20 protein-coding genes are annotated in these 22,304 nt (G+C 38.1%); 9 read left to right on the top strand and 11 right to left on the bottom strand.

What is annotated here, in order from left to right:
- The first annotated feature begins 57 nt into the window (after window positions 1-57).
- The 6 genes from EHQ59_RS07780 to EHQ59_RS07755 all read left to right on the top strand — a co-directional run bounded on the left by EHQ59_RS07780 (window position 58) and on the right by EHQ59_RS07755 (window position 7,976).
- The gene (locus EHQ59_RS07780; RefSeq protein WP_135618997.1) at window positions 58-657 is read left to right on the top strand and encodes a CBS domain-containing protein; all 600 of its coding nucleotides are present in this window, start codon (window positions 58-60) and stop codon (window positions 655-657) included.
- Window positions 658-676: 19 nt separating this feature from the next.
- Complete coding sequence (locus EHQ59_RS07775) at window positions 677-2,110, top strand: sodium:solute symporter (RefSeq protein WP_135618995.1); 1,434 nt, start codon at window positions 677-679, stop codon at window positions 2,108-2,110.
- A gap of 193 nt (window positions 2,111-2,303) precedes the next feature.
- Entirely contained in the window at window positions 2,304-3,488 is a 1,185-nt protein-coding gene (gene leuA2, locus EHQ59_RS07770) for a 2-isopropylmalate synthase LeuA2 (protein WP_135618993.1), read from the top strand.
- Between the two features lie 104 nt (window positions 3,489-3,592).
- Window positions 3,593-5,341, top strand: coding sequence for an N-acyl-D-amino-acid deacylase family protein (locus EHQ59_RS07765; RefSeq protein ID WP_135618991.1), 1,749 nt, complete (start codon window positions 3,593-3,595; stop codon window positions 5,339-5,341).
- 168 nt (window positions 5,342-5,509) lie between these two features.
- A complete protein-coding gene (locus tag EHQ59_RS07760; RefSeq protein WP_244245444.1) occupies window positions 5,510-6,184 on the top strand; it encodes a DUF4349 domain-containing protein in 675 nt (224 codons plus the stop codon).
- Window positions 6,185-6,197: 13 nt separating this feature from the next.
- Window positions 6,198-7,976: a TPM domain-containing protein gene (locus tag EHQ59_RS07755; RefSeq protein WP_135618987.1), complete on the top strand. Its 1,779-nt coding sequence runs from the start codon at window positions 6,198-6,200 to the stop codon at window positions 7,974-7,976.
- A gap of 11 nt (window positions 7,977-7,987) precedes the next feature.
- Here EHQ59_RS07755 and EHQ59_RS07750 read toward each other — a convergent pair whose 3' ends face one another.
- The 5 genes from EHQ59_RS07750 to EHQ59_RS07730 form a co-directional block, all read right to left on the bottom strand.
- Window positions 7,988-8,554 (bottom strand): TetR/AcrR family transcriptional regulator, encoded by a 567-nt coding sequence (locus EHQ59_RS07750; protein WP_135618985.1) that lies wholly within the window; start codon window positions 8,552-8,554, stop codon window positions 7,988-7,990.
- 18 nt (window positions 8,555-8,572) lie between these two features.
- Window positions 8,573-9,655, bottom strand: coding sequence for an alkaline phosphatase D family protein (locus EHQ59_RS07745; RefSeq protein ID WP_135618983.1), 1,083 nt, complete (start codon window positions 9,653-9,655; stop codon window positions 8,573-8,575).
- Window positions 9,656-9,727: 72 nt separating this feature from the next.
- A complete protein-coding gene (locus EHQ59_RS07740) occupies window positions 9,728-10,222 on the bottom strand; it encodes a hypothetical protein (protein ID WP_135618981.1) in 495 nt (164 codons plus the stop codon).
- Window positions 10,223-10,385: 163 nt separating this feature from the next.
- On the bottom strand, window positions 10,386-10,916 hold the full coding sequence (locus tag EHQ59_RS07735) for a hypothetical protein (RefSeq protein WP_135618979.1): 531 nt from the start codon (window positions 10,914-10,916) through the stop codon (window positions 10,386-10,388).
- Window positions 10,917-11,000: 84 nt separating this feature from the next.
- Window positions 11,001-11,882, bottom strand: a complete 882-nt coding sequence (locus tag EHQ59_RS07730; RefSeq protein WP_135618977.1) for an Ig domain-containing protein — start codon at window positions 11,880-11,882, stop codon at window positions 11,001-11,003.
- A gap of 224 nt (window positions 11,883-12,106) precedes the next feature.
- On the opposite strand from EHQ59_RS07730, the gene EHQ59_RS07725 reads away from it, so the two are divergent.
- The gene (locus EHQ59_RS07725) at window positions 12,107-12,526 is read left to right on the top strand and encodes an SRPBCC domain-containing protein (RefSeq protein WP_135618975.1); all 420 of its coding nucleotides are present in this window, start codon (window positions 12,107-12,109) and stop codon (window positions 12,524-12,526) included.
- Window positions 12,527-12,557: 31 nt separating this feature from the next.
- Here the strand turns inward: EHQ59_RS07725 and EHQ59_RS07720 are convergent, their stop codons facing one another.
- The 4 genes from EHQ59_RS07720 to EHQ59_RS07705 all read right to left on the bottom strand — a co-directional run bounded on the left by EHQ59_RS07720 (window position 12,558) and on the right by EHQ59_RS07705 (window position 17,820).
- Window positions 12,558-13,256, bottom strand: a complete 699-nt coding sequence (locus EHQ59_RS07720; protein WP_135618972.1) for a LytR/AlgR family response regulator transcription factor — start codon at window positions 13,254-13,256, stop codon at window positions 12,558-12,560.
- 10 nt (window positions 13,257-13,266) lie between these two features.
- Window positions 13,267-14,199 carry a hypothetical protein gene (locus EHQ59_RS07715; RefSeq protein WP_135618970.1) on the bottom strand — a complete coding sequence of 311 codons (933 nt, stop codon included), beginning with the start codon at window positions 14,197-14,199 and terminating at the stop codon, window positions 13,267-13,269.
- A gap of 90 nt (window positions 14,200-14,289) precedes the next feature.
- The gene (locus EHQ59_RS07710) at window positions 14,290-15,972 is read right to left on the bottom strand and encodes a 7TM diverse intracellular signaling domain-containing protein (protein WP_244245440.1); all 1,683 of its coding nucleotides are present in this window, start codon (window positions 15,970-15,972) and stop codon (window positions 14,290-14,292) included.
- 255 nt (window positions 15,973-16,227) lie between these two features.
- Window positions 16,228-17,820 carry a hypothetical protein gene (locus tag EHQ59_RS07705; protein ID WP_135618966.1) on the bottom strand — a complete coding sequence of 531 codons (1,593 nt, stop codon included), beginning with the start codon at window positions 17,818-17,820 and terminating at the stop codon, window positions 16,228-16,230.
- Between the two features lie 158 nt (window positions 17,821-17,978).
- On the opposite strand from EHQ59_RS07705, the gene EHQ59_RS07700 reads away from it, so the two are divergent.
- Both EHQ59_RS07700 and EHQ59_RS07695 read left to right on the top strand, forming a co-directional pair.
- Window positions 17,979-18,257: a hypothetical protein gene (locus EHQ59_RS07700; protein WP_135618963.1), complete on the top strand. Its 279-nt coding sequence runs from the start codon at window positions 17,979-17,981 to the stop codon at window positions 18,255-18,257.
- A gap of 204 nt (window positions 18,258-18,461) precedes the next feature.
- The gene (locus EHQ59_RS07695; RefSeq protein WP_135618961.1) at window positions 18,462-20,798 is read left to right on the top strand and encodes a delta-60 repeat domain-containing protein; all 2,337 of its coding nucleotides are present in this window, start codon (window positions 18,462-18,464) and stop codon (window positions 20,796-20,798) included.
- A gap of 63 nt (window positions 20,799-20,861) precedes the next feature.
- On the opposite strand, the gene EHQ59_RS07690 is transcribed toward EHQ59_RS07695, so the two are convergent.
- Together EHQ59_RS07690 and EHQ59_RS07685 are read right to left on the bottom strand one after the other, a co-directional pair.
- A complete protein-coding gene (locus EHQ59_RS07690) occupies window positions 20,862-21,227 on the bottom strand; it encodes a hypothetical protein (protein ID WP_135618959.1) in 366 nt (121 codons plus the stop codon).
- Between the two features lie 231 nt (window positions 21,228-21,458).
- The gene (locus tag EHQ59_RS07685; protein ID WP_135618957.1) at window positions 21,459-22,034 is read right to left on the bottom strand and encodes a hypothetical protein; all 576 of its coding nucleotides are present in this window, start codon (window positions 22,032-22,034) and stop codon (window positions 21,459-21,461) included.
- Window positions 22,035-22,304 lie beyond the last annotated feature (270 nt).

Genomic DNA, 22,304 nt, shown 5'->3' with positions numbered 1-22,304 from the left:
TTTTTTGCAAGTTTTTTCTTATTTTTGACAAACTTTTCAGAAAGGTAGGGCATAATTATGTTCTTTTGGATCCATGACGGCCGAATTTCCCCAAATCCACCCTTAACGCAGACCGATCGTGTCCTAAAAGTCCACCCATCGGGAAAATCGAACCCAACTGAAATTGGTGACGGAGAACCTGGAACGACGCCCACGGGATCCTTTCTCCACCAAAACCCAAGGGATGCGTACAAAGAAGCCTCCCTTCCCACAGAAAAACCGGTCTTTTTCCTCCACGAAATCATGACGAGTCCCGTTTTTACCAAAGGGGAAGAGGAAACCATCGACCACTGTCTCGAGTTCATGTTTGAAAAAGGAATTCGTCATTTGCCGATCACAAACCACTTGGGGCAACTCGTAGGATTTGTTTCTGATAGAGATTTGCTAGAGAAAACAAAATCATACGAAAAGGAAATGCCAGTTTCAGATGCGATGATCAAACGAGTATTAGTTGGCTCTCCAGGTGCAGAAATTAGACAAGTGACAAAGGTTTTACTCGAAGAAAGAATTGGTTGTTTACCGATCGTAAATGACGATAATTACCCTATTGGAATCATCACTAGATCCGATTTACTTCGCCTTCTTTTGAAATATCCCAATTTGAGTTTGATGGTTTAAAAAGAAGAAAAGGATTTATATGATTTGGGATCTCATTGTTTTAGTTTTTTATTTTTTAGTAGTCTTTTATTTTGGCTTTCACTTTGCGAAAAACACACAAAAGGAAGATGATTTTTATCTAGCAAAAAAAGAAATCCATTGGGTCTTTTTAATGATCTCACTGGTAGCAACGGAAACATCAAGTTTAACGTTTTTAAGTATCCCTTCTTTATCTTACAAAGGTGACTTTCGATTTTTAGAAATTGCCATCGGTTATATTTTTGGTCGCACCATAGTCGCTTTATTTCTTTTGCCTTCCTACTTTTCCGGGAACACTATCTCTGTCTATGAATATGTAGGAAATCGATTTGGAACTTCCCCACAAAAAACGATTTCTTTTGTTTTTACCATTTCACGTCTATTAGGTGACGGGATTCGTTTGTATGTGAGTTCCCTACCTATTGCGTTTCTTTTGGAACGGATGGGTTTTCCTATCTCACCCGAAGGGTTAGGAATGATAGCGCTTACGATTTTGAGTGTTGTCACCATTATTTATTCTGTGTTTGGTGGCTTTCGCGCGATTGTATTTACAGATGTTTTACAATGGGTGATTTATCTTTTAGGTGGGATCTTTGCTCTCGGACTCATCTTAACGCAAATGGGAGAAACTACAATTATAAATAAAATCCAAACCCTCGATGCACTAGGGAAATGGAAGGTGTTTGTATTTGATTACAATCTAACAGGTGATAATAGTTATTTTATACTTTTTGCCATCTTGGGTGGTGCTTTTATTTCCATCGGTTCTCATGGAACCGATTTGATGCTCGTACAAAGAGTGATTGCGACAAAAAACTTACTCTCTGGCCAGAAGGTATTGATTGGAAGTGGAATTGTTGTTTTCTTTCAATTTTTAATCTTTTTGTGTATCGGTAGCCTTCTCTATGTTTTTTATGAAGGGAAATCAATTCCACCTGACAAAGTGTTTAGCCATTTTATCATTAACGAAGTTCCTTCTCCCTTTCTTGGGATTTTGGTTGCTGCCATCTTAGCCAGTGCCATGTCTACACTCAGTTCCACCATCAATTCCTTATCACTCACTTGGGCCAGGGACTGGGGAATGGACAAATGGTTTAGTCCAAGGATTTTGTCTTTGTTCTTTGGAGTTCTTTTATTTTTCGCAAGTCTGATTCCGTACTTCCTTGTGGAGACTTGGGAAAAAGGAATCTTAGAGATGGGGCTCACCATCTTTTCTTACACACTTGGTCCCTCCATTGCCGTTTTCTTCCTTGCAAAAGGGAAAAGGGATCTGCCTATTTCAGGATTTGTTTTCTCCCTACTTTTCCTTTTCAGCATTCTCCTTACCGTAGCCGTGGGCATCGGTTGGAAACTTTCCTTTACTTTGCTCGTTCCCATTGGGTTTTGTCTCTTGTTTGGATTTGTCAGTTTGGGTCGTTTATTAAAAAAAGTTTGACAGAGAATGAGTTTTCCCTTCGTCTAAAAGATAACAATGAAATCATTCGCACACATTGCCCTTCTCCTCCTCCTCGAAATCTTATAATTCGAGGGAGAGAGAGCTATGTGACAAAGCCCACTCCCAACCGGGAAGTGGGCTTTTTTATTTTTGGGTCCCCCGGTCGGAAGTGAGACGCGGATTGGGAGGAACCATGAAACCAAAAACCATTCACATCCAAGACGTTACCTTGCGGGACGGAAACCAAGCGTTAAAAAGACCATGGACCATCGATGAAAAAATCGAAGTTTTCGACTTACTTGTAGGTTTAAACGTAGACGGCATTGAAGTTGGATTCCCTTCTTCGAATGAAACGGAATTTTTTACCTGCCAAGTATTAGCAAAACGTGCGCCTAAAGGGAAACCAATTGCTGCTTTGTCGAGAGCCAATGAAAAAGAAATCACTGTCACCTGGGAAGCCATTCAAAAAGCAGACAAACCGAGAATGCACATTGTGTATCCTGTGAGTGACTTTTCCATTAAACACGTATTAAAGATTTCAGAAAAAGAAGTTCTTGAAAAAATAAAATCTTCGATTTCGTTTGCGCGAAAGATTGTAGGGCCAAATGTAGAAATCCAATTTTCTGGAGAACATTTTGGAGATGCGATCGAAAACTTCCACTTCACAAAAGATGCGTTTTTGACTGCCATTGAAGCTGGTGCCAATATCATCAATTTACCCAATACCGTGGAACGGTATCGACCTATGATTTTTGTGAATATGGTAAAAGAAATAAAAGAAACCATTGGAGATAGAGCCATCATCTCCATTCATACACATAATGATTTGGGAATGGCAACGGCAACGTCTGTGGAATCAGTGTATGTTGGCGCCGAACAAATAGAAGTTGCCCTAAACGGTCTTGGGGAACGTGCGGGAAATACCAATTTGTATGAAACGGCAATCGCCTTACACCAAAATGGTGAATCTTTAAACCTTAACTTCCAACGAATTTATCCCACGGCAAAACGAATCTCTGAATTAACTGGGATTCCGATTGGCGAAAAAACTCCGATTATCGGGGAAGATATTTTTTCCCATAGATCAGGAATTCACCAGGACGGTGTGACAAAAACGTTACACCAGTCCAAAGGCGCCTATCGAACATTTTCTCCTGAATTTGTAGGACGTGGGGACAAAGAAACCATCTCCTTCACGAACCAATCTGGTCATAAAGCGATCGAGTTTTTGTTGGAACAAAAAGGAATCCAAGTTTCCAAAGAAGAAATTCACCATTTGTTTTCACTCGCTAAATCGATTTCTTCTAGGGAGAATAATCGCGAAATCACCGAAGCAGAGTTAGTGGAACTTAGTCATTCGGTTCTTGCGGTTCAGTGAACAAAGAAGGGTTTTGTCCAGAGAAACTTAAGGCAACTCTTAGGGAATCATTGACAAATCTTTGTCAATCTGCCATAATTTCGTTTGGTTTTTCTGGAGGTATCATGGCAGAGACTCTTATCAAACAGGCACGAATTTTTGATGGCAGCACCAATCCATCGTTCATTGGGGATGTGCGGATCAAAAACGGTATCATTGAGACAATTTCGAAAACGGAATTGAGCCCAAACCCTGGAGAAACTGTCATCGATGCAAAAAACCAATGGCTAACCCCTGGTTTCATTGATTTCCATACCCATTATGATGCTGAGATTGAAGTAGCACCTGATTTATCCGAATCAGTGAGGCATGGGATCACTACGATTTCATTAGGGAGTTGTTCTTTAAGTTTGGCGTTAGGTGATCCGACTGATCTTGCGGATATGTTTAGTCGTGTGGAAGCAATTCCTAGAAAAAACGTATTATCAATTTTACAGAGTAAAAAAAATTGGAACTCTGCCATTGAATATAAAAAACACTTAAACGAATTGCCCTTAGGTCCCAATGTCACTTCATTTGCGGGTCACTCTGCCATCCGTGCCCATGTAATGGGATTGGAACGATCCTTAACCAAAGGAGAAAAACCAACCAAAGGGGAGTTAGATCAAATGAACCAACATCTAGAAGAAGCATTGGATGCTGGTTTTATGGGACTCTCCATCAATACACTTGTTTGGGACAAAATGGATGGATCTCGGTTTCGATCAAGACCACTCCCCTCTACCTTTGCCAATTGGAGTGAATACGAATTTTTAAATAAAACACTTCGAAAACGTGGAAAAATTTTCCAAGGTGTTCCCAATGTTTCCACCAAAATCAACGTATTGATGTTTTTAAAAGAAGCTTTTGGTCTTTTTAGAAAACCACTCAAAACAACCATCATTTCTCTTATGGATGTAAAGTTTGATCCAGGATTGTACAAACTGTTAGGTGTGATTGGTCGAATCACCAATACAATTTTCCGTTCTGATTTCAGGTTCCAAGCGTTACCAGAACCATTTGATTTGTATGCCGATGGAATGGATGTTGTTGTGTTTGAAGAATTTGCTGCCGGTGCAAAAGCCAATCATATTGAAGATGAATTGGAACGAAAACAACTGATGAAAGATCCAAGTTATCGATCTTGGTTCAAACGACAATGGACCAATTGGTTTTTACCTCGAGTGTTCCATCGTAACTTTCGAGAAACCAAAATCGTAGATGCCCCAGACAAATCACTCATCGGAAAATCAATTGATGATGTAGCAAAAGAAAGAGGAGTTCATTCCGTGACCGCCTTCTTAGATTTAGTCGCAGAACATGGAAACGATGTTCGCTGGTATACCGTCATGGCAAATCATAGAAAGGAACCATTACAAAAAATTGTTTCTTATCCAGATATCCTCATTGGTTTCTCCGATGCTGGTGCCCATTTGCGTGGGATGGCACATTATAATTTCCCACTCCGCATGTTAAAACTGGTTCGGGATGCAGAACTTGAAAACAAACCATTTATGACGATGGAAAAAGCGGTTCATCGTTTGACGGGAGAAATTGGAGACTGGTTTGGAATTGATGCGGGATATATCAAAGAAGGCAAACGTGCTGATTTGGTATTGATTGATCCGACGAAACTGGACGACTCTCTTGCGAAAGATGTAGAAGCTCCAATGCCGTTTATGGAAAATTTCAAAAGATGGGTGAGACGTAATGATGAAACGATCAAAAAAGTATTCATCAATGGAAAACTGGCCGTAGATTCTGGGAAACCGGTTACTTCTCTTGGGAAAGAAAAAGGATATGGAAGATTTTTAGAATCCCAAATTGGTGTGTAAAAAAGGTTTGAAGTTGGGTGCTGAATCGAATACATTCAGTATCCAACAAAAACCATGAAGACAAAATCCTTTCTCTCTCTCCCATTCCTTTTCTTTTTTTGCCTATTGATTCACGTTCAATGTTCTAGTATGAACCGAATGGATCGAGACGTTTCCCCTTCTCGGAACATGTCTGATGATTATGAAGAAGCAAAAATGTCTTCTGGTGTGTCTCCCTCACCTAAATCTGAATCCAAACCACAAGAAACAAAGTCTCCCAAACGATTGATGGTCTACACTGTGGTTGTCAATTTACAGTCCAAAGAAATTGAACCCAAGGTCACAGAGATCATCAAACTTGCAGAATCGTTTGGTGGATATGCTCTCCAATACAGTTCTCAAGGAACCATCCAACTGAAAATTCCACAGGAACATTTAAAAAACTTTTTACAGACCTTAAAAAAAGAATCTCATAATTATACAGAAGATGTTTCCGCAAAAGATGTAACCAAAGAGTATTTAGATACAGAAATTCGATTGGAAAATGCACAAAAGATGCGAACACGACTACTCGAAATTTTAAAGACTGCGAAAACCTTAGAAGAAACATTGAAGGTGGAAGCAGAACTGAATAAAGTATCTGAATCCATAGAACGATGGGAAGGAAAACTCAAATACCTTTCCTCCGCGGTCCAACTATCATCTGTTACCGTTCATGTCCGACAAAAATGGGAACCTGTTGTGCAAAAAGAATACAAACCAGGTCCACTTGGGTATCCCATTTATTATTTATACTTGGGTCTTGGAAAAGTCAAAGATGGAATCATTTGGCTCTTTGTACAAGAAATCCCAAAAGAAAAATAATCCTAATATTTAAATGAAACGAATTTTGATTTTTCATTTATTTCTTTTCTTTACTACCTGCCAACAAGGAAATGAAACCTATCCGAAACTCACTGGACCTGTGGTGGATCCCAGTGGGTATCTTCCCTTGGAAACCAAAGTCAAATTAGAGAACCTACTTCTCACAGAAGAAAAAATCACAACAAACCAAGTTGTGGTTTATATCACGGAAAAACTAAAAGAAGCCAGTATTGAAACAGAAGCCACTGCTGTTTTTGAACAATGGAAATTGGGCCAAAAGGATAAGGACAATGGTATTCTATTACTTTTAGCTCCGAATGACCGAAAGGTGAGAATTGAAGTGGGTTACGGATTGGAAGGAATCCTCACCGACTTAGTCGCCAAACGAATCATAGACGAGATAATTGTTCCCAATATGAAGATGGGAAATCCTTCTTTAGCCATGTTATCTGGCACGAGTGCCATCCTCGAGCAACTTCGAGTTGGTTCTCCCAAACTTTTCACTGATTTATGTCCAAACTCATTTAATGATCTGGCATCCGATTTACATCCAGACACAATTCCTTTCCTCAAAAAAGAAGTGAAACCTTTAAAAACTGTAAATTTTTATTTCTGCGTGGTGCCTGTGGAAAACCAAATAGGATTGGAAGCTGCGGCAAATCAATTATTTCTCAAAAGTCAAACAAAAGATCCAGAGAAAAAAACTATTGTTTTTGTTACATCACCTAACAACAACTTCATAGGTCATATCATCACAAGTCCTGAATTTCATTGGTCTCTGAGCCAAGCGAAAGTAAGAAGCATATTCTATAGTAAATATGAGGAAAGAAGAACTTCTGATTTTACGAATTTTACTTATCGTGCTTTTTTAGAACTGATAGAGCGTATCAAACACAATCAAAAAATTGTTTTGGATAAAGGGACTGGTATTTATGATCCGTATAATGTTTTGGCAAGTTATTCCTATAATAAAGCGGGAGAGATCATTCGAAGTTTAGAAACCCAATTTCATGTGGGGATTCAAATTTTATTTTTAGATACAAAATCAGATATTTCCCTCGAAGCAAAAAAATTCCACACAATCGCCTTTGGCAATAACTCAGGAATCACCCTACTCTATTCCTTAAACCAAAAACAGGTTTTTGTTTATACGAATACAAATTCGGTGATTCAAAATCCAAACAAAAACGAAAACCCAAAACCAATCGACAACCAATCCTTATCACAATCTGTATCCGATGCGATCGCACCCCATCTTAAAATGGAAGACATCGATTGGATGTGTATTCGCAGTGCAGAAGCCATTGATTACTATTTACATATGCTTCTCACTCAACCGAATAAAAACAAGGCAAATCATGAATCGGCGAGTGGATCACCTCCGCTCGGGATCGACAATGGTAAAGAACCACATGTGGTTTTTCAATGGTTTATGATTCTTATGTTTCTCGTACTCCTTGTAGGAATGATGGCTGGAGAAGGTTATATCTTCTTTTATGGAGTGTTTTATCTCGGAAGTGTGATCCTTCGTGCTAAGTATTCTCTCCTTCCAGAATCACCAAATCTTTACTCCATCGTATCTGTTTTTTTGGTTCTCCTTCCCACAACGATTGTTGTTTATATCTTTCGAAAAATTGGTTGGTCCGACTCAGTGAGTTCCTATTCCCAAGATTTCTTTTCCGGATCCTCGGGAGGAAGTTCTAGTTCAGGCTCCAGTTACCGCTCCTCAAGTAGCTCATATTCAGGAGGGGGAGGTAGTTCTGGAGGTGGTGGTGCGAGTGGAAGTTGGTGAATTTGTAACTTTTAGGATTTGATGAGACGCTGGGCCGATTGAATCATTTGTGCCTTCATTCTTTCGATGACTTTGCGGTCTTTCGTCAAAGCATACAAACGTAATCCACCCAAATAACTCATATACAATTCATAACTTAGTGATTTTACAAGATCTGCACGAAGATTGGGTTCAAACTTCAAAATACAAACTTCCACAGTCTCTAACACATGTTGTACGGCTCGATTTCTGTACGAGTCAAATTGATTCAAATGGGATATCTCCCCAGAGAATAAAGCAATGGGACAGTCTTTACGAGAAGTATTTCTTTGGTTACGAACAATGAAATTCACCCATTTGTCGATGAAATCAGACATATCATTTGCTTTACTTAATACTTTTAACATCACAATTCTTTGTTGTTCTGATAAATAATTTAAGTATTCAAATCCAATATCATCTTTTGACTTAAAATGATCATATAGAGTTTTTTTATAGGCTCCAGCTCGTTCTAATATTTCGGCAATTCCAGTCGCCTGGAAACCTTTCTCGCGAAACAAAGCAAAGGAACTTTCTAAGATTTTATCTTTTGGTTTCAAAATAGGTTCTCCAAGTTATTATTTCTCGACGTTTGGTAAATTTGTTTCTTCCGATGGCAATGGATATTCCATTACAACATTTCCCTTCAAATCAACAATTGATGATTTCCAATATAAGGAATTTTGTTTCCAAAAAATTTCTAAGGAACCAAAGTTTTCCTTTTGATAAGACTTTCCCAATTTCCATTCGGATTCATATTCTAATTGCAAAAATGGGAGGGGAAGGTTAAAAGAACTCGAAGTGATTTCCACTAACGTCCGTTCGCTCCCCGTCTTCAATTCATGGATCTCAGCAATATGGCGATCTCCCGATAAAATCACGAGGTCTTTTGTATTCGCCTTTTGTAAGGTTTGAATCAATTTTTCTCTTTCGTGTGGAAAATTATTCCATTTTTCAAAAGGTTGTTCGATTGGAATCACTTGGATACTCGAAACAAAAACAAGTAAATCGGAGGCCATAGCCAACTCCTTCTCTAACCAATTCCATTGTTCTTCCCCTAACAGAGAACGACTTGTATCGGAAGAAGGACGGTAATGACTTTTGCCCGTTAGATAAGAAAGATAACTTCTTTGTAAAGGAGACCGAAAGTATCTTGTGTCAGGAACAACGACATGAATTTTTTTACCATGAAAGGAAATCCAATAGGAATAAAAAATCCCTTTTTTGTTTTTGGTTCCTAACTGGATGTTTTTTGGCAAAAGCGGTTTAACATACGATAAAAAGATTGATTGCGATAATTCCCGATCTGGGTATTCAGCACCACTGTCGTTGATTCCATAATCATGGTCATCCCATGTGAACAAAAATTGGGAATGTTGCCGTAGAGACTTCCACTCTGGTCTTTTAAACTGTTTGTCGTAAGCAGGGATTTTGTCTTTTGCCGAAAGATGATCCGCATAAACAATATCACCGAGAAAAATCAGGTAATCAAATTTCTTCTCTAATATGGTTTTGAAAATAGGATTTTCTTTGTCTTGGTGCAAACAAGAACCAAAACCGATGGTTAAATTGTCTTTCTCTTTCGCAACAAGGGGACCAACTAAAAATAACACACTGAGCATTCCCACAAAAAGGGAAAATCGATTCGAGAATTTTATCATGGCAACGAAAACAAAACGGGATCTCACCCCTTGTATCTAAAGCCATCACTCACAAACGTCAATCGGAAATCATCACCTACCGAGACGGGAATAACCACCATAATAACTTCGATAGTACCTGGATGTTTGGCCCCAACCTCCCATATATGGTGTATAATGATAGTGACTCCTTGTGGGAGAATAGCCGTCAAAAGTTAGGCTACGAAAAAAAGACCCACGGTATAAAATTTCATTTTGGTAATAGGTTTCGTTCACAAAGGGAGAATACACAACACCCGTGATCTGCCATTCAAATTGTGATCCTTCTCCACTCACCGTAACTTCTGTTTCCTTATACATGCTCTTAGCAGACCGAAAATCTCCCACGGTACAGGGCTCCATTCGGCTAGGGACTGGACCCTCCATTAACACCAAACATTCAGAATTGGTTCCATACCTTTTGGAAAACCCAACGTCACTGACTCGCATTGGTTCTGCCGCCTCTTCCAGGATCGTATGTTTCGTATAGGTTTGCCTCCCAACACAGGAGAAACAAAAGAGACAAATCACCGTTATGTTCCGAATCATAGAATATTGAAACCACCTCAAAGATGGACTAAAATATACCCTGCTAACGAAGAAAAAGCGATGGTGGATATCCGCAATTGCGGATACTACCTATGAGATGACTCATGGAATCCCATCCAACCTTCTCATTTGAAAACAAAACCATTTTGCCACACAAGGTTCATTAGAGTTTTCGGAAATTCAAACGGTATGCTGATACAGAAGAAGATACCGCTCTTCCCTGGCACTGGTACAAACTTGGGTCCACAAGTCCTGAGGGAACGAGGGAATAGGTTTTCCCTTCCTCCAAGACCAGATTTTGAGACAAACTTGTTTTGGAGGAAAAAGCTTCCGTTGTATCATCCTTCACTGCAATATGAAAATCAAATCGAGTGGAACTACAATTGGATGAAGATAAGGTTTGTTTACCGACACTGGCTGTGACCTCGTATGTTCCAGAACTTTGCACTCGCATGGAACCATTCACTTGCACAGTGCTACAAACAGAAAAACTTCCCTCTCCCAAAAGCAAAACCTGGTTGGCATTTTCATTGGTAATGAAATGACATGGTGAATTCGTTAAGGCTGCAAATAACAGTGCATCTGTGAGAACATTCCCTGTGATCTTCAGGCCAGGGATTAATCCTTTATCCTCATCTTGCGAACACTGCAATATAACGAGTAGGAGAATCAAAAAAATGGGAAACTTACGCATTGGATACCTTCTTTTTACACTCAATCTAGGTAAAACAAAGGGAAGTTGGTTCCCATTTTTTTAAATAAAACCATTTCATCGCCTTCAAAGACCGCAGCGTAGGTCCAAAACACAGGACAATTGGCCAGAAAAACAGAGATTTGCCTTAGAACAAGTATAAGGTGACGGAAATCGACAAGTAGATGTGGACGAAATCGAACGGCATTTTCGATTTTCTCGTTCTTCGGGTGTGAGGACAATGAGTGACAAATGAGATTTGATATAAATACTTGGGTCTTCTTTTAATCGGGCAGTGATCTGGAAGGTTTTGAATTCGTCATTTGTTGTTTCCGTGGGAGTTCCAAATACGGCACCAGTGATTTGATTCAATCCTAATCCCAAAGGCAAAGTTGGTTCTATCGCAAATTCGATTTCACCTAATGCACGTAAGGAATCAATATACTGATTTGGCTCTAGGGGAGAAACGGGTTCTATTGTTTCCATCCAATTTAAGACCAAATTCCTCAAAGGATAGCGAAAGTTACCAAAACAAGGCAAAACAATCTTTTCTTTGACCTCTGGATCATTTGATTTCAGAAAAATCAATTCTGATTTGGGACAAAACTGCAAATGGAGAAGGATTTGAGAATCCGATTGTTCCAAAATATGTGCATACTTGTAACCACCCTCCCCTAACAATTGGATTGCGGATAGGGATCCTAACAATTTTCCTTCCAAAACAAAATTGGTATTTTCCATCAGGACTTTCGGTGTGACAGAATTGATTGTATAAAAAAGGGAAGGATTGTCCTCAGATTCTTCTTTATCATTCGATCCTTGCCCCACTTGTTCCGCATACAAAATTAAGTTTGTGAGTATTTGGGAGGCACGAGGTGGATGTTCTGAAGAACAGAAAAGTGAAATTCCACTTAACATCAAAATAAAAACCAAGCGAAAGAGACGAATGAAAAACATGTTAGCAATCATAAGAGATACCACCTTCCAAGGAAGGAGGTCAAAGATCAGACAAATGGTTTCAAAAAATCATTCGAACCACAAAACAATGATTTTATCTGATCATTACGAAAGAAAGAACGTGGGAGAACAAAATGTATCTTTCAGAATTTGAGAAAAAACAAAACCAATCGGACAATTTCCGAATCACTAATTTTTGATTGACCCAAGTTTCATTTCGGCCTAGGCTTTTTCCTATGCCAAACGAAATCACAATTCAAACAAATATCGCTTCTGATATATCCAATGTATGGAAGATGTATACTTCCGCCGAACACATCACAGGTTGGAATTTTGCCGATCCTTCTTGGCATTGCCCTTCTGCTTCCGTCGACCTAAAGAAAGGTGGATTGTACAAAGCGCGAATGGAAGCAAAAGATGGAAGTTTTGGTTTCGATTTTAAAGCAGTCATCGACGAAGTCAATGAACCTCATTTTTTATCCTATACCTTGACGGACAATCGAACTGTCAAAATTGATCTAAAAGAAACAAACAAATCTACAGAAGTTGTCGTGCGTTTTGAAGCAGAAAATGAAAATCCAATCGAGATGCAACGCGATGGTTGGCAGTCTATCTTAAATCAATTCAAAACATATGTAGAAGGAAAAACAAAATAAAATCCATAATCAATGTTTGGCGGTCTATTGTTCATATTTTTTCCAAGGTCGCCTTCAGGGATTTATAATAATTCCTACCCATTTTCAGTTTGATTCCCGTAACAAGTTCTACTTGGTAAAATCCGCCACTTCCCGTTTCGATCGACTTAATTTGTTTTCGGTTGACGATATAGGAGCGATGGATTCGTAAAAAATGGTTTGGTAAAATTTTGGAAATGGAATCCAAACTTTTATTGTGGACAAACTTTTCTCCATTTTTTTTAAACACTTTGATTTGTTTGTCAAAGGATTGGATATATAAGATCTCTTTTGTGGCCACCAATTGTAATTGATTTTCTTGTTTGATCCCAATGTATTTGGTTTTCGATTTTCCTGAATTTGACTGATACTTTTCCAGCGCCAACTTCACTCGTTCTTTCGTGATGGGTTTAGGAACAAAATCGAGGACCCCATATTCAAACGCGTGAATGGCTTCTGCGACATTCCCCGAAGTGATGATGGTAAGAAATGAAGCTGCAGCCATTTCCTTTAACAAATCAAATCCAATGTCGCCATCTAAATTGAGATCTAAGAACAAAAGATCAACTGGGTTTTCTTTCACAAAACATTGAGATCCAAGTAAAGTTTTTTCGATGTGTAGAGATGAAATCTTGGAACCGAGAAGTTCACGAACCATTCGTTCGAGTCCTCTAGCCGCCACAGTTTCATCTTCTACAATCAGAATTCGCAAATTTTCTACCTTAGTATTGTTCTAGTTTGTATTGGACATTCGATAAGTTCACAAACACACCCACCATTGCTTGGTAGGAATTTAAGGTCCGCATCGAAAACTGATCTGATTTTAAAAATTCACGGTAATAGTCTACCTCAGCTTTGATCCCAAAATACCGACCCAAATAGATATTCAAACCACCACCAACTCCCACAATCCCTCCGATTCCACTGGTAATTTGGTTACTATATACAAATCGATCATGTGTGATTCCTGAGTGAGCTTCTCCCGTAAAGGATACAACTCCAGCTCTTGCCGTTAAGTAAGGATCAAAAAAATTCCTAGGGATGGGATGGTAAGTTGCAAGAAAACTCATGGAGTTTCCGCGATAAATGGTTCGTTCCCTTGGAAATGGATCCACAAACTCTTTGTAATACGAGATTCCAGGGATGACATCTTGCCTTTTTGCTTTCATAGAATTTTGCATCACTGTAAATCCTAAACCAATTTTTTCTTTCCATCCATATTCAAAGTCAAATTGAGATGCCACTCCTGGCGTATAGGTTGGTTTGAAATACAAACCATTTTCTTCGTTTCGAATATTCCCTTGGTTATAATAATCTTGGCTTACCTCTTTATTGACAACCTTGTATTGTAATACATTATCATAATTTTTTTCATGACTGATAAAAGATCCACTCGGAGCAAGTGTGCCACCTCCCATAAAACTAATGAGAAACGCACCTTCATAAAAACCAGGTGGGTATTTGAGTTTCGCATAATATTTTTCCAATTCCGCATTACTTTTTTGAATCTCCTCTTGGCTTTGGTTAGCCGGTGTGGGAGAAGATTGCGGGACAGAAGTTTGTTTATCTTCTTTTTTTACATTCCCCTGTGCTTGTAACGTTTGAAGGGAAACTAATACCAAAAGTAATATGATCCATTTTGAATTTCTTTTCATCTTGTTATCCTTAGGGAACACAAGATATCAGATAAAACAAAGTAAACGTTCAAAAAAGTGCGAATGGCACTTATATTACGCCAGTGGCATCTATTCCAAAACGGTAATGGTGTTTTCCCAACCTCCCAAAACCAATCGAGAAGTAAATTCCCACTTATTGGGGAATGCTTCTTGTAATCTTGATTTGATGTATTTGATACCGGTTCCTAAGGAATCTGATTTGGTAGTAGGAAGTCCATCATTGAATAAAATATATCTGGTTTTGTTTTTTTCCTTTTTTTTCTTTAAAACAAAACTTCCCGCATTTTTTCCTTGGTAACCATGAGTGACCCCATTTTCCACCAGTGTTAATAAAACAATGGGTGGAATGATATCTTTTAACCCAATGCCTTCCGTTAAAAACTCAAACTTTGTTTCTTTTCGCAAACTCATGATTTCTAAATATCGTTTGCAAATTTCCACCTCTTCCTTGATAGGAATTGTTTTTTTATTGGATAATTTTAAAATCGCTCTTAATTCATCCGACAAAGAAGATAATAGTTGTTTGGCCGTTTCAGGATCTTCATCTAACCAAATGATGGTGGAGTTGATCGAATTGAGTAAAAAATGGGGATGGATGTTATTTTTTAATAGTTCCACTTCCAAACGACTCGAAACGAGTTTTGCCTCTTGGAGTTTGGATTTGTAAGCCACCATTCTTCTTTCGGCTTTGTTTTTGTCCGAATTGACCAACTTGATTTTGTAAGCAAGTCCCAAAGAAAGTAAACACATCTCAATAGCAGATCCCGCTTGTAATCCATATTCAGTGACAATGTTGGCTGGTAAAATGCCAAATCCTTTTAAGGAATAAATTCCGACTCCAAATAACAAAGCAACCCAAGCGATTAAAAAGTATCTTGCTGGTTTGTATCCTTTATCCCAACACACAACTGCGACCAAGAACACGACGATGGCAAATAACATCACGAGTGATGCTAACAAATAGATATTGATATAATAAGAAAATACGAACGAGGACAACATGAGAAGTAACATGAGACCCATTAAACTCAAAATGATTTTGTCCCAAGTAGGTGTATTTTTTTTTGTGTTTAAGAAACTTCGCGTAAATTGTAATCCCCAAAACAAAGAAAACCCACCCACAAAAGGCAAACTGATATTGGCCCAATGAGGGGAATTTGGCCAAAAGATTTGAAAGGCTAATCCATTCAAAACAGACTGAGACAAACCATAAAAACTAATGTATAACAAATAATACAAATAACCTAAATCTTTTAACATAAATAGAAGTATAAGATTATAAATCACTAATACGAATAATATTCCGTAATAGATTCCCAGAGAAAGATTTTCCTTCTCTTTTAATTTGAGAAATCGTTCATGTGAATATACGGTGATTGGAAATTGGACTGTACCTTCACTCTCAAAGCGAAAATAATAAAGATTTGTTTTTTTGGGACTCAGTTTGATCGGAAAAATAAAACTTTTTTCTTCTAAAGGGCGTTTTTCAAAGGGATAGGAATCTCCTGTCGCAATATGATTCCAATCTTTTTCTTTTGCCTCATAAAAATCTATTTTATCGAGTAACGGATAAGATACGTGAATGAACCAATCCCTTTCTTGTGAAGTGTTTTTCAGCTCAAAACGAACCCAATATACATTTTTCGTGAAACCAAAGTTTGGTGAAATCGTTCGACTTTCGTAAAAGTTTGGTGATTTTTGGACTTCCTGGAAACTCAAATCTTTGGAGGGAGGAAGTTCCAAAATTTCCATATGGAAACCAAGGGGATATTCACCTAAATCATTTTTTAGAATCGTTGAAAATCGAGACGTATTAGGATTTGCGAAAATGGAGAACGAGAAGAAGAAAAAAACAAACGTAAGGCGAAGGAGGTCCATTCCCCGAAAACCGTAAACGAGACCTGAAAAAATGTAAAGTAAAAGTTTAAAATCTGATCTCAATTCGATGCAAAAGCTAACAGTTTGTGGGCACAACGGAATGGAACTATGCCCCAAGTGAGCTCCCGTTTACTTACCTTTTTCTTCTTTGACTTTTATCCCATAAAAGCCTTCTTTTCGACCGAGCCAATACACACGATCCAACTGATCTTCCGCCATAAACCGTTTCAAAAAGGTTTCTGCATAAAAGTCCCATTCGGTATTCCCAACGTAGTCCTTTGGCCAATCTTTCCTTCGTGAATAGGGATGGTCATTTTTAGGAAATTTCGATTGATGATAGGCCCACTCTAACACATGAAACAGTTCATGATAAATAAAAATGGGATGGTTCGCATGATTCCCATCGGCAATTTTTTTATTAGAATCAGATAGAATCGTGAGTCTCACTTCGGGATTCGTTGCCGTACCATAATTCCATTCCGTTCCTCCACCATTGGTGATAAGAACACCTTCTGGTTGTTTGGTTCCAGGCCAAACCAGAATCACACCATCACTGGCTTTGATTTTTTCCAAAACATCCGATGATAATTGTGGTTGAATGGATTCAAAGGAAGGTTGCATCACAAAACGAAACGACTGGTCAGTGAAGTTTGTTGATTGGATTTCCGAATTGGTATGAATGACTTCATGTTCCCAATGGATCCCATCAGTGATGGATTCAAATGAATCTCGAAAGTATTGAAAACTTAATAAAAGATCATTGAGTGCCTTCTCAGTTAAATCTGCATCCAAAGATTCATAACGTTTTAAGGCAGAAGGCAGTGGTTGTTTGAATCTTGTTTTGGGAACCACTAAAAAGACCATCTTTAGGTTCCTACGAGGTTCTGTTTTTAATTTTTTCGTTTTAAACTGAAGTGCTTTGTATTTAATCAAAAGTTGGTCTCTTAAAAAATTCCAATACGAAGCCACATGAGGATCCATTTCCGGATATAAAAGAGAAATGGTATCAAAAGCAAAATTGTATTTTCCTCGGCTTACATATTCATCCGTCAGTAACGATGTATTCCAAGCGATCGAGGGAATCAGCGGATTGGAAAGTTTCTCGGGAAACAAATTCTTTTGAAACAATTCATGCCAACGTTCTCGTTCTGATAGTGAGATATCTTCATCATAAAATAGTTCGCCAACATTATAACCTGTATGCATCACCTCTTCTTTTCCAGATAGTTGGGAGATTCCTGTAAATAAGATTTCTCTCGCCATTTTTCTTTCATTTAACTTCAAATAAGCGACTGTGATCACATTGATGAGAAGTCCATAATTCCCATCACCGATTTTTTCTTTTGCTTGTGGGATGACTTTTGGAACTAGGGATACAATCTCTGCATAATGACTGCCATGGTTCAAACACCAGATAGCAGTGACAAAACTTGTTACCTCTTCTTCGGGTAGAAGATTGACAAGTTCTTTTGCACTCTGATTACACATGAGTGGCCACTTTCCTTTTTGACTGGCAAGACCAGTCGAGGAGTTGAATCGCAAACGCAGTCCATAAATATCTTTTGGATCTGACTTCAGGATCGATTCAGAAATGCGAAAGGCTCCTAAATAATCTTTTTTGTTGTATAAAGTTTCTGCTTTGGATTTTGTTCCTTCGTCGACGGCTTCCAAAGAATGAAATAGCAAAAGAAAAGAAAACAGGAAAACTATAAATCTGTTCATCACATTGCCTCCAGAAACGTTACAAAAAAAATATGGATCCTATCCATCAATTTCCAACCATCCAAGATTTTGTTTGCTAAAAAAACAAATGATCAATTCAAAAAAAAAATAACTTGTCAAAAACAAAAAAAATAGAATCCCTTTCCCCCGAGGTAACGATGAAAAAACTAACCCTACTCTTTTCTCTTTTTCTTTTCACAGGTATTTTGATTCCATTGTCTGCTAAATGTTTTGGATTTAGCAAAAACAAAGAAATCACTGTTTGTATCGACGGAAACAACAACGCTGCAAGACAACAAGCTCAAAGCATTTGTAAGGCAAACTCAGGAAATGATTGTGGCAACATCACAGGATACTCAGGTAACTGCAGTGCCTCCGGTAAGAAAAAATGTTTAGATGCAAGCGGATCCGAAAAAAAATCGCTAAAAGCAGATTAATATCATCGTAAACATTTTCATCGACCATCACTCTGTTTGAATGTAGTTATTAGAACCACAAATTAAATACAAACATTGTGATGGCATTTGATTCTTCTCAAAATTACGGATAAGTTCTAATGAAACATTCCATTCTCTTTTTCAATACATTTTGAAAAAGGAATTTCACTCGAGAATTTCTATGACTGTCTAACCTTTGGTTATATGAAATCATTCCTCTCTTTTGCATTTGTTTGGTTCCTTTTTCTCACGTTGACTGCTTGCAAACCACCAAGTCTGAATAATGGTTGTGACCCAAGTTCCCGATCGTTCTTCGAATTACTCGTTGTGAAAAATGCAATCAACGATCGTTCCCCCAGTTGTATTCCCTACCTAGATCGAATCCAAACAAGTTTTTTAAATTACGGTGTCTTTGATGCCGGTTCCTCCTCAGGAATTTTCTCCGCTGCCATTCACCAAGGAAAGATGATCATCGCGGGAACATTTACACAACTTGCAGTCGCAACTGGTGGAGGAGCCTTTGTTTGGAAAGATTCAGCCAAACCAATTGGTTCTACCTATTGTCCACAGTTAGATGTATTTGATGATTCTTCCAATACAGCAGGCTCCATCAATCATGCCGTCAAAGATCCGGACGGAAATTTATTCATCTTGGGAAATTTCTCACATATCCAAGGAGTTTCCAGACGTTATCTTGCCAAAATCAATCCAAACTGCCAACTCGATCAAAATTTTAATGCCAATTTAAACAATATAGGAGCATTCTATTATGATATACTGTATCTTGAAGGCAGGATTTTTATTTCAGGAAGTTTTCAATCAGCCTTAGGACCTATTACCAATGTGCCAGTTGCCACAAACAGAAGCCATGTTGCCTCGTTTAATGCTGTGACTGGACAATTGGATGACTGGAATCCAAATATTTCAGGAAGTAATGTCAAATCAATAGTGACAGACGGAACTTTCATTTATATCGGTGGAGATTTTACCGCAGTTAACGCCAATGGAGCTGGTAATTTAGGCAAACTCCACAAAGACAATGGTACCACTTTTTATCCTACAATGAATACAAACGGAGGTGTTAATGCGTTAGCGATTCACAATGGAGTTTTATACTTTGGCGGTTATTTTTCAACTGCGGGATTAGACAGTAGATCAAGACTCGCTGCCATAAATCTTTCCGATAATACTCTTCTCCCTTACTTTAATACGTTGGGCATCGTTGGATTTTCAGTTGAAGATTTAGTAATTTACAATGATCAATTAATTGTCGCAGGTGAAATCAGCAGCCCACGTCTCGGTATGTTGAAAACAGATCTGACTGGAAATCTTTTGGATTCCGATTATTCGATAGGAGGAGGTGTTCAAGCTGTATACAAATTGTCAGTCATTGATGACAAACTTTTTGCTTTTGGTTTCTTTGAAACGGTTCGATCGATCTCTAGAAATCATTTTTTCCAATTGGACTTAATCACCGATGAAGTGACTTCGTTTGATCCTAAATTTTTAAATACCAACACATCAGCACTAGGGGTAGCCATCCCCTTCAAAGACAATGTCATCTTTTTAGGAGGTGGTTTTGGTGCGATTGATACACAAAATAAAAAATATTTAGCAGAAATTGATTTAGAAACAGGAATCCCCACTCCTTGGGATCCAAATCCTGATTCTGTTGTAAACAAATTAACCATTCATAATGCGACACTCTATCTAACAGGGACTTTCACGACCATTCTCGGAACAACTCGAAACTCAAGTGCTGCTATCGATTTAAATACCTATTCCCTGTTAGATTGGAATCCCGTATTCTCAAATGGATCCGTCGAAACGATGTTAGTTGTGGATCAATCGATCTATGTAGGGGGAACATTCCAGAATATCAATACTATCCCCTATAACCGGTTAGCAAAAATCGATGCCATTACAGGAGCACCTGATTCCAGTTTTCTTCCCAATCCAAGTGGAGAGGTACGTTCGCTTCAGTTCTATAACAATGAACTGTATGCAATAGGTCAGTTTACCTCTATCCCCAATGCTGCAACGTACCTAGCGAGCCTAAATCCCATCACTGGTGGATTCATTCGAACTCATACTGACACATTTGATAATAACTTTTCGGCCTATTCTGGCTTTATCTCTGACAATCGTTTGATAATGACAGGCCAATATTCAACAACAGCGCCTTATATAGCGAATGGATTTTCAATTTATAACATCCCAGATCTCACTTCCGTTACTCCCTCTGGAAGTTTTTCCAATAACGGTCAATTTATGCGTTCGGCAGTTCAAAACGAAAAACAAATATTCTTTGGTGGAAATATCGAAAACTTCGGTGGACTCAGTCGCGTTGGAATCATGAGTATCAATCGAAGTACTTTCGCATTAACTGCTTGGGATCCAAAGTTGAGCTCTGGAACCAATGTGTATGAAGTGATGCTAAAAGACCAAGCCATATATGTAGTAGGATCAATTCCTGGAGTAGCAAATCGTTACCGTTCAGGGATAGTCAAACTGGACTTAGAAACGGGTGCCAGTTATTGATGTGAACACATTACTCTCGATTCCATTCACATGTAATTGTAAGTCGTGAGAGCAAATTCGATTTTAGAATGTTTGGCTCACTCCAATTCCAATCCAAAATAAATTTCGGGGAATCCTCTGACTTTGGATTTTAGTTTTGGCCCAATCTTGAATCAATTCAGAAGAATCGAATTGGTCGATCATTCGACTTTTCCATTCATTGGAAATTCCATACAATAAAGAAGGATCAGTGATGACGCCATCCCTTTCGGAAAGGTTAGTCACTCTACTGTTTGTTTCAGAATTTAAAAAATAAATTTTATCATTATCGTATAAATCAATCTCAGGTCTATGAGCATGATTGAAAGATAGGAAGTATTGATTCCATAAGAACTTGATTGTTGATGTTATATCGTTTAAACCTGATTTCTGTGAATCAAGATTATTCACCCATACATAGCCGATGTTAGAAGTCCATTCAATGGAAAATTCCTTTTCTTTTAAAAAATGATGACCTATCGAAAAAGAAGAGTATTGGTTTGAATACCCTGCTTTTCTGTTTGCAGATGTTTGTTTGAACGATTGTATTGTCGGATTTAAAATTTGTTTGAACCAAGGTAACTCCCACCAAATAAAATATTCATTCCATGTATTTTGAGCCGAACTATCTTTTTTAAAGTACTACCATGATCCTACTGTGAAGGTTCCAAAGCGTTTGGTTTCCATTTCATAAGCAAATGTTGTAAAAAGACCATCGGTTCGTGCCATTCCATTTCTTTCTGCATATGTTTTGATTTGTGTTGGATTGATGGCACATGGATTCAAAAACGAATCATTCGGAGAAGATGGATCACATTTTTCCGAATAAACAGAGTTAGCTGGATCATAAAAATTGGACTTATCTACCGGATTTTCCAAAAATTGACTTGTCCATCGATTTATATCTATCGCATTTCCGCCAGGATAAGATTGAATTCTTTGGTCAGAATCACGATCAGATCGGCCTTTAAGAGCGATATTAGCTTCTAACTCAAAGAAAAAACCGTTCTTATGACTGACTCTTGCAACAGGAACATATGTATATGCTTTTGAAAAACTTTTATAAGGAAGATTGTCTCTTCTCGATATATAATCTCCGGAAAAACTCTGGCCTCGCCAAACAAAATCATTGGATATCTCGTGTGTGATTTCAATGGAAATCTCATCTTCGGTAATTTCATCCAATGTTTCTTCCTTTATAGATTTCTCATTTTTCATCGAACTCCTTCCCTTTTCTTGCGATTCAATTGGTAGAGAAATGAGAAAAAGGAGTATCGTAATCAAAAACAGTAAATCAAAAGCTTTGGATGAGATGAATCGGATCATACATATGGGCTCATTCTAAAAAGAAACCATCCATTGAAGATCAGACATATACGAAGTTTTTTTCGTTCATTTTCTTTTGAAAAAATTTTCTCTTTTTCTACCTTTTAGATAGCAGGTGGTACAAAAAAATTTGTAGGTTCTTACACGGAGAGAAACGTTTTA

The sequence above is a fragment of the Leptospira kemamanensis genome (assembly GCF_004769665.1).
Taxonomy (GTDB): domain Bacteria; phylum Spirochaetota; class Leptospiria; order Leptospirales; family Leptospiraceae; genus Leptospira_A; species Leptospira_A kemamanensis.
This window is presented reverse-complemented; position numbering and strand designations above follow the sequence as displayed.

Coding starts and splice junctions, on each gene's coding strand:
- EHQ59_RS07710 (WP_244245440.1), bottom strand. CDS start 15,972: ATGGAAATTTTGGAACTTCCTCCCTCCAAAGATTTGAGTTTCCAGGAA.
- EHQ59_RS07780 (WP_135618997.1), top strand. CDS start 58: ATGTTCTTTTGGATCCATGACGGCCGAATTTCCCCAAATCCACCCTTA.
- EHQ59_RS07685 (WP_135618957.1), bottom strand. CDS start 22,034: ATGAAAAATGAGAAATCTATAAAGGAAGAAACATTGGATGAAATTACC.
- EHQ59_RS07740 (WP_135618981.1), bottom strand. CDS start 10,222: ATGATTCGGAACATAACGGTGATTTGTCTCTTTTGTTTCTCCTGTGTT.
- EHQ59_RS07745 (WP_135618983.1), bottom strand. CDS start 9,655: ATGATAAAATTCTCGAATCGATTTTCCCTTTTTGTGGGAATGCTCAGT.
- EHQ59_RS07725 (WP_135618975.1), top strand. CDS start 12,107: ATGCCAAACGAAATCACAATTCAAACAAATATCGCTTCTGATATATCC.
- EHQ59_RS07700 (WP_135618963.1), top strand. CDS start 17,979: ATGAAAAAACTAACCCTACTCTTTTCTCTTTTTCTTTTCACAGGTATT.
- EHQ59_RS07705 (WP_135618966.1), bottom strand. CDS start 17,820: ATGAACAGATTTATAGTTTTCCTGTTTTCTTTTCTTTTGCTATTTCAT.
- leuA2 (WP_135618993.1), top strand. CDS start 2,304: ATGAAACCAAAAACCATTCACATCCAAGACGTTACCTTGCGGGACGGA.
- EHQ59_RS07715 (WP_135618970.1), bottom strand. CDS start 14,199: ATGAAAAGAAATTCAAAATGGATCATATTACTTTTGGTATTAGTTTCC.
- EHQ59_RS07695 (WP_135618961.1), top strand. CDS start 18,462: ATGAAATCATTCCTCTCTTTTGCATTTGTTTGGTTCCTTTTTCTCACG.
- EHQ59_RS07735 (WP_135618979.1), bottom strand. CDS start 10,916: ATGCGTAAGTTTCCCATTTTTTTGATTCTCCTACTCGTTATATTGCAG.
- EHQ59_RS07765 (WP_135618991.1), top strand. CDS start 3,593: ATGGCAGAGACTCTTATCAAACAGGCACGAATTTTTGATGGCAGCACC.
- EHQ59_RS07730 (WP_135618977.1), bottom strand. CDS start 11,882: ATGATTGCTAACATGTTTTTCATTCGTCTCTTTCGCTTGGTTTTTATT.
- EHQ59_RS07760 (WP_244245444.1), top strand. CDS start 5,510: ATGTCTGATGATTATGAAGAAGCAAAAATGTCTTCTGGTGTGTCTCCC.
- EHQ59_RS07775 (WP_135618995.1), top strand. CDS start 677: ATGATTTGGGATCTCATTGTTTTAGTTTTTTATTTTTTAGTAGTCTTT.
- EHQ59_RS07755 (WP_135618987.1), top strand. CDS start 6,198: ATGAAACGAATTTTGATTTTTCATTTATTTCTTTTCTTTACTACCTGC.